The 6336-nt window shown below is 45.2% G+C and carries 8 protein-coding genes; 3 read left to right on the forward strand and 5 right to left on the reverse strand.

Annotation, left to right across the window (positions count from 1 at the left end; translation table 11 throughout):
• Positions 1-24 precede the first annotated feature (24 nt).
• Positions 25-987, reverse strand: coding sequence for a DUF1385 domain-containing protein (locus CHX35_RS05835; protein ID WP_091835310.1), 963 nt, complete (start codon positions 985-987; stop codon positions 25-27).
• 329 nt (positions 988-1316) lie between these two features.
• On the opposite strand from CHX35_RS05835, the gene aroQ reads away from it, so the two are divergent.
• The 3 genes from aroQ to efp are packed head-to-tail and all read left to right on the forward strand — an operon-like array spanning position 1317 to position 3443.
• On the forward strand, positions 1317-1760 hold the full coding sequence (gene aroQ, locus CHX35_RS05840; RefSeq protein ID WP_140413557.1) for a type II 3-dehydroquinate dehydratase: 444 nt from the start codon (positions 1317-1319) through the stop codon (positions 1758-1760).
• 22 nt (positions 1761-1782) lie between these two features.
• Positions 1783-2853 carry a M24 family metallopeptidase gene (locus CHX35_RS05845; protein WP_281252057.1) on the forward strand — a complete coding sequence of 357 codons (1071 nt, stop codon included), beginning with the start codon at positions 1783-1785 and terminating at the stop codon, positions 2851-2853.
• Positions 2854-2885: 32 nt separating this feature from the next.
• Positions 2886-3443 (forward strand): elongation factor P, encoded by a 558-nt coding sequence (gene efp / locus CHX35_RS05850; protein ID WP_091835318.1) that lies wholly within the window; start codon positions 2886-2888, stop codon positions 3441-3443.
• Between the two features lie 43 nt (positions 3444-3486).
• On the opposite strand, the gene CHX35_RS05855 is transcribed toward efp, so the two are convergent.
• The 4 genes from CHX35_RS05855 to CHX35_RS05870 all read right to left on the reverse strand — a co-directional run.
• A complete protein-coding gene (locus CHX35_RS05855; RefSeq protein ID WP_091835321.1) occupies positions 3487-3942 on the reverse strand; it encodes a DUF441 domain-containing protein in 456 nt (151 codons plus the stop codon).
• A 54-nt stretch (positions 3943-3996) separates the two neighbouring features.
• Positions 3997-4719 carry a 2-phosphosulfolactate phosphatase gene (locus tag CHX35_RS05860; protein WP_091835324.1) on the reverse strand — a complete coding sequence of 241 codons (723 nt, stop codon included), beginning with the start codon at positions 4717-4719 and terminating at the stop codon, positions 3997-3999.
• On the reverse strand, positions 4716-5537 hold the full coding sequence (gene comA / locus CHX35_RS05865; RefSeq protein ID WP_483869400.1) for a phosphosulfolactate synthase: 822 nt from the start codon (positions 5535-5537) through the stop codon (positions 4716-4718). Before comA ends, CHX35_RS05860 begins: the two co-directional genes overlap by 4 nt.
• Positions 5538-5700: 163 nt before the next feature.
• Positions 5701-6336, reverse strand: a 636-nt coding sequence (locus CHX35_RS05870; RefSeq protein WP_140413558.1) for an RNA-guided endonuclease TnpB family protein, incomplete at its 5' end; no start/stop codon positions are given.

Here is a 6336-nt window from a genome sequence, read left to right on the forward strand (position 1 = left end):
CTCGTTTCGTAATCGTCCCCTACATTAGCCGGAATGGGCCAGGGATGAACTGGTATTCTCTACCGTTGAGACTTCCCGCGTGTCTAATGCATGCATTCGATTGAAGGCTGCAATTGCTACTTCCACTTGTTCATCCATTGGTTGTCGAGTGGTTAATTTTTGTAGCCATAGCCCAGGATAACCAAGATAAGTGAGTACTGGGATATCACGAAGTGCATTCGTTAAACGGAGTAATTCATAGGAAAGTCCAATGACAATGGGTAATAGTATCAAGCGTGTACCAATACGATCCCAAACATTGTCATATTGAAAGAAGGAATAAAGAACGACGCCAGTGATCACCGTCAAAATGATAAAGCTACTCCCACACCGATAGTGAAGAGGGGATTGTTTTTGAACATTTTCTACAGTCAATTCTTCCCCAGATTCATATGCGTTAATCACTTTGTGTTCGGCGCCATGGTATTGAAATAACCGTTTAATCAAAGGAGTTTGTGCAATAACAAAAAGGTAGGTGAGTAAAAGGAGTGTCTTTATCCCTCCTTCAATTAAGTTTTGTAAAATCATGTTCGTGACAATGCCATCAAAGAAAAAGCTTGCGAGAAAAGCAGGTAAGGCTGTAAAAATCATTTTCCCAAAAATGAGAGAGAGGACACCCACTGTCGCCACACCCAGGATCGTTTGCAATTTACTCAGCTGTTTTTCCTTTTGTAAATCTTCTTCCCCTGGCTCAAGGTCATAGCGGTCTGTGGCAAATTGCAGGTGTTTTGAACCTGAAGCACTTGCTTGTAATAAAGCAACTACACCACGGATAATGGGTATTCGTTTAAGCCATTGGATTAAAGGAGAAGGTGTTGGTGGGATGACTTCATAGGTTTCAATTTCTCCATTTTTGCGCCGAACAGCCGTTACTTGGGATCGTTTTCCACCAAACATGACCCCTTCTACCACGGCTTGCCCGCCGTAGGCAACTGGTTGATCTGACATGTGTTTCGTCCACCGCCTCTATAGCTAGGTTGGTTATAGGTTGGGAGTGTGTTTTGATGTTGGATTGTTTTTGCGTGAAAGAGTGATGTTCTTCTTTCTCATAAGCATGAGAAGGTAGGGTAGATACTGTTAAGATGTGGTACTTTCCATTGTAGCATATTTCATCCTTTGAGGGATATCCGTTCCTTATTGGAAAACCCTTTTATTCCCAAAAGACAAGCAGTTACTTCCCTTTCAACAGTGGATTTTTCAGTGATTCAATCGATGCCATTAGAGTGACAGATGGAGGTTTTGTGATACAATAACGAAGGATGAAGGGGGGGCGAGCCTTGCCGAACATCTTAGTCATTCATGGACCCAACCTCAATCGGTTAGGAAAACGTGAACCAGATGTTTATGGTAGTGGAACCTTAGCAGAGTTGAATGAACGCCTGAATCATGTTGGAATGGAATTGGGTGTGCATGTAGAGACCTTTCAGTCCAATCATGAAGGAAAACTAATCGATTGTATTCATGATGCTGAAGAGACGGTGGATGCTCTGGTTATTAATCCAGGGGCATTGACCCATTACAGTTATGCACTTCGTGATGCGTTGGCATCGGTGAATCTCCCCGCTATAGAAGTACATATCTCTAACATTCATCGTCGAGAATCTTTTCGACATCATTCCGTTACTGCTCCAGTAACCCGGGGTCAGATCGTGGGCTTGGGGTTTTATGGTTACGAATTGGCCATCCGAGCATTGCTGGAAATATTACAAGAAAAGTTATGAGATCGAGACAGGGGGAAGTGGATTGGAACAACGGCTCCAAAGACTGCGAGAACAAATGACAACCCTAGGGTTTGATGCCATGTTTGTATCGAATCCTGTTAGTCGTCTCTACTTATCTGGTTTTACTGGATCATCGGGATGGTTGCTGATTACCAGCGACTCGCAATTCTTGATATCTGACTTTCGATATGTGGGGCAAGCAATGGAAGAGTCAGCATCCTTTACGTTCATTCAACATGAAGGACAGCCCTTTCGCGACATGAAGGACATTTTACAGAAGACAACAGTGAAGGCGATCGCTTTTGAACAGGATCATCTGACTTATCAGCATTTTGTCCGTTTATCCGATGCCTTAGAAGGCTATGAACTTCGTCCCAAAAGCGGCTTGATTGAAAAATTGCGAGAAGTAAAAGATGAAAGTGAAATTGCCTTGATACGCAAAGCAGCGGCGATTGCCGATCATGCTTTTCTCTCCATTCTAGAGGAAATTGGTCCGGGTGTGTCTGAAAGCCACATCGATCTTCGATTGGAGATCCTCATGCGAGAACAGGGGGCAACTGCGTCCTCATTTGATACGATTGTAGCATCAGGGCCTCGCTCCGCTTTGCCCCATGGCCGGGCAAGTCAGCGTATCATCCAGAAAGGTGATCTCGTTACTCTGGATTTTGGGGCATTATATCAGGGCTATTGTTCCGATATGACCCGTACGATTATGATTGGTGAACCCAGTTCGATTCAGAAGGAAATTTACCACATTGTACTTGAAGCCGAACAAAAAGCAGTTGCTGCGATTCGACCTGGGATCACGGGTATTGAAGCCGATGCAGTCGCTCGGGATTGGATTAAAAAGCATGGGTACGGAGAACAGTTTGGTCATAGCACCGGACATGGAATTGGTTTAGAGGTGCATGAAGGCCCCAATCTTTCCATCCGGGGGGAGACGAAATTGGAGCCTGGGATGATTGTAACTGTGGAGCCTGGGATTTATTTACCCGATGTTGGTGGCGTTCGTATTGAAGATGATGTGTTGGTAACAAAAGAGGGATATGAAGTGTTGACCCCTAGTTCCAAGGAATTAATAATCATCCATTAAATGATGAATAATGGATATCAGGAGGAAAAATGATGATTTCAACCAATGAATTTCGTACAGGACTCACCATCGAATTTGATGGTGGGGTTTGGCAAGTCATGGAGTTTCAACATGTAAAGCCAGGGAAAGGCTCAGCATTTGTCCGATCCAAACTGCGTAATCTTCGTAATGGAGCCATTTCCGAGCGTACTTTCCGAGCTGGCGAGAAAATGAATCGGGCTCATGTAGAAAATCGCCAAATGCAGTTTTTGTATGAAGCTGGTGGTGAGTACACCTTTATGGATACGGAGAGTTATGATCAAGTGGCTTTACCCGCGGAACGCTTGGAACGAGAAGTTAAGTTTTTGAAAGAAAACATGAATGTGAACCTCGTGCTATATCAAGGGGAAACCCTGGGTGTTGAGCTCCCGAATACGGTTCAATTGGAAGTTGTGGAGACGGATCCCGGGATTCGCGGAGATACAGCAACCGGTGGAACGAAGCCAGCAAAAGTGGAAACCGGACTGGTTGTGCAAGTGCCTCTCTTTATTAATCAAGGGGATGTACTAAATATTGATACACGGAAAGAAGAATATCTCTCACGGGCATAATAAAAAAATGCGATCCAAGGGAAACCCTTGGATCGCATTTTTTTTAACGCCAAATCCACTCTAACAATTTGACAAGATAGGCTGTGATACCCGCAGCCATTAATGGACCAACAGGAATGCCTCGTAGAAATAGAATGCCGAAGATGGAGCCAATGACTAACCCAATAATCATTTGTGGATCCAACTTCAGCAGATCGAGCCCCTTTCCATTCATATAGGTCGCCAGTGCACCACCGATTAAGGCAAGAATGCCTGGTAACGTGGTAAATACAGAACCGATTTCTTTGAATGTGATTCGCCCCGAAGCAAAGGGTACCAGGACGGCAATGGTTAGAAAAAGGAGACCGGTTTCTAAGCCCCGTCGTTCAACCATTGGAAAAAAACGCTCCAGGTGCGTTAATTTAAGGATGAGAAGTAGACTGGCAGCCGTCGCAATAATGGGTGAACGACCAATCAATCCAATGATGATAAGCATGACGAGCACAAGATCGGGTCTCATATCTATCCCCTGTCCAACATCGTTTACTCCCACTTTATGATGGGACAAGGGAAATTAGTCGTGGTTGGAGGAAGGTAGGATGATTCGATCGGATTGCCATCTTGGTACGAGCGGATAGCGGTCCACTTGTAGGCAATCCAGCACATCTTGTTCTAATCCTCTGCTGATGAGACGGCGTCCGGATTGGCTCTGAGAGAGTACTTCACGTAGTTGGTGTTTTGACGATAGCCAACTATGAAGAAGCGCATAACTTAAGTCATCATATTGGATAGAAGGACTCATTTGATGGAGCTGATGAATCATTTTCCCTGCGGCGATCCCATCTTCCAAAGAGAACTGTCCACGGGTACCGGCACAAAGAAATAAAGTGTCTCGATGGAGATTAAAAATCGCATGGGCACAGGCTGTTGCATTTAGAAAACAACCGATGAGAATCTCCTCGGCTTTTGTTGCTTTTAATAATGATCGAGTTCCATTCGTGGTTGTCATGATAATTCCCTTGCCACGAACGCGATCACTTGTATATTCAGAAGGAGAGTTTCCTAAATCAAACCCTTCTAGAGTCTTTCCATAACGTTCCCCTCCAGTTAAAGCTCCTGTCTGGGAAAATTCTCTGGCTGCGGTGACAGTTTCTGCTGGACGGACCCATTTCGCACCTGTTGAAAAGGCGGTCACAATCGAGCTAGATGCTCGAAATACATCGATGATGACCACGGTCTTGTGAAGCAAGATGTTGCTATGGAGTTCATCAACACTTGGGAGTACGGATATCTTCATAAGACAGGGTCCTTTTTTAGCGAAGTCATAGTGGAAAGCGTATCCGAGCGAAGCCCTCTCCGTAAGGATTCCAATGAGAGAATATCCGGTACGGCGACATTTCCGATATTGACGTCGTTTCCTAGTAAATGAAGAAGTTCAATTTGTTGCGAGATTTGTGGGCATTCCCACCAGAGATAACGATGGTCGATAAAAGAGCACACTTGATGGACATAAGAGGTATCCATCATGCCACAATCATCATAGATCCCTACATCACAGCCTGACTCCCGCCCTTCAATGATGACAAATTCAGCGCCATGTTTACGATCTTGCTTAAAGAGGTGGGTGAGTTGATGGATAGGAGTGATGGAATGTTTCGCTTTTTTACCGATTTCAGTAATCACGCGTAGGGAGTGGGCTTGAGCTTCTTCAATCAACGTATAACGGTCACTTTCGGGAATGGAGACGGTCCCATCAGAAATTTCAACCCAATCAAAACCTAAACGTTTTAATGTATAAAAGTATTCCGAGGTTTTTCCTTGGGTATAGGCAACTTCAAAGAATGTGCCACCAGGGTAGAGGTAGGTATGATATTGGGATGCTATTTCAATTTTTTTTTGTAATATTGGGACTGGGGTGATGCCCGTCGTACCAAATCCAAGCTTGATAAAATCCACATAGGCACTTGCCAATTGTAATAAATCCCTGAAAGCAGTCAGTCCGAGTCCTTTGTCGAGAACCATCGTGAGACCCGTCGTTGTTCGTGGTTTTGATTGTCGAGAATGTGTGGGATCGATCAGGGAAGCATTCCAAGAAATTTCCATGCAGGAATCCATACAGCGTTCCTCGCTTTCAATCACATCGCTGATGTATGGTATGCCATGGAGAAGAATGGGTGCCCATATGCCCAAGATTTCTTGAACCTCCCCCACCTACGCTAACGCTAAGAGGTGGGGGATTCTTGGAAACTCCCATCGACTGACAGGATACACTCCAAGCTTAGACCGTCGTCCCGACGGCAAGAATCTTTAATCCTTCTTGCAAAATGTTTTTGGATGCATTGATGTCTCGATCATGATGGGAGTGGCACGTAGGACATGTCCATTCTCGTAGGTTGAGGTTTTTTACGTCCTTATTGCGGTAGCCACAGGCTGAGCATAGCTGGCTGGATGGGAACTGTTTCCCTACTTTCACCACGTTTCGTCCGTGCCATCCTGCCTTGTAGGTGAGCATGGCGACGAACTCCGACCAGGATGCATCCGTGATCGATTTGGCTAACTTGTGATTCTTCACCATGTTCTTTACGGAAAGATCTTCGATGCAGATCGTTTGGTTTTCACGAATCAGCTTCGAGGACAGTTTATGTAGGAAGTCGAGACGCGCGTTTACGATCTTCTCATGGATACGGGCGACTTTGATGCGGGCTTTGTGCCAATTGGAACCGCCTTTAGTTCGACGGCTCATGATCCGTTGCGCGTGGGCTAGCTTCCTTTCGTACTGCCGGAAATACCGAGACGGTTTGACTTTCGTTCCATCGGTCAGAATCGCAAAGTCCTTTAACCCTAGGTCAATGCCTATGACTTTCTCCCTCGTTACGGGCACAACCGGACACGGGTGGACCTCGGACAACACCGA

This window comes from Marininema halotolerans (assembly GCF_900116235.1).
In the GTDB taxonomy this organism is placed as follows: Bacteria; Bacillota; Bacilli; order Thermoactinomycetales; family DSM-45169; genus Marininema; species Marininema halotolerans.

Coding starts and splice junctions, on each gene's coding strand:
- CHX35_RS05835 (WP_091835310.1), bottom strand. CDS start 987: ATGTCAGATCAACCAGTTGCCTACGGCGGGCAAGCCGTGGTAGAAGGG.
- efp (WP_091835318.1), top strand. CDS start 2,886: ATGATTTCAACCAATGAATTTCGTACAGGACTCACCATCGAATTTGAT.
- CHX35_RS05855 (WP_091835321.1), bottom strand. CDS start 3,942: ATGAGACCCGATCTTGTGCTCGTCATGCTTATCATCATTGGATTGATT.
- CHX35_RS05860 (WP_091835324.1), bottom strand. CDS start 4,719: ATGAAGATATCCGTACTCCCAAGTGTTGATGAACTCCATAGCAACATC.
- comA (WP_483869400.1), bottom strand. CDS start 5,537: ATGGATTCCTGCATGGAAATTTCTTGGAATGCTTCCCTGATCGATCCC.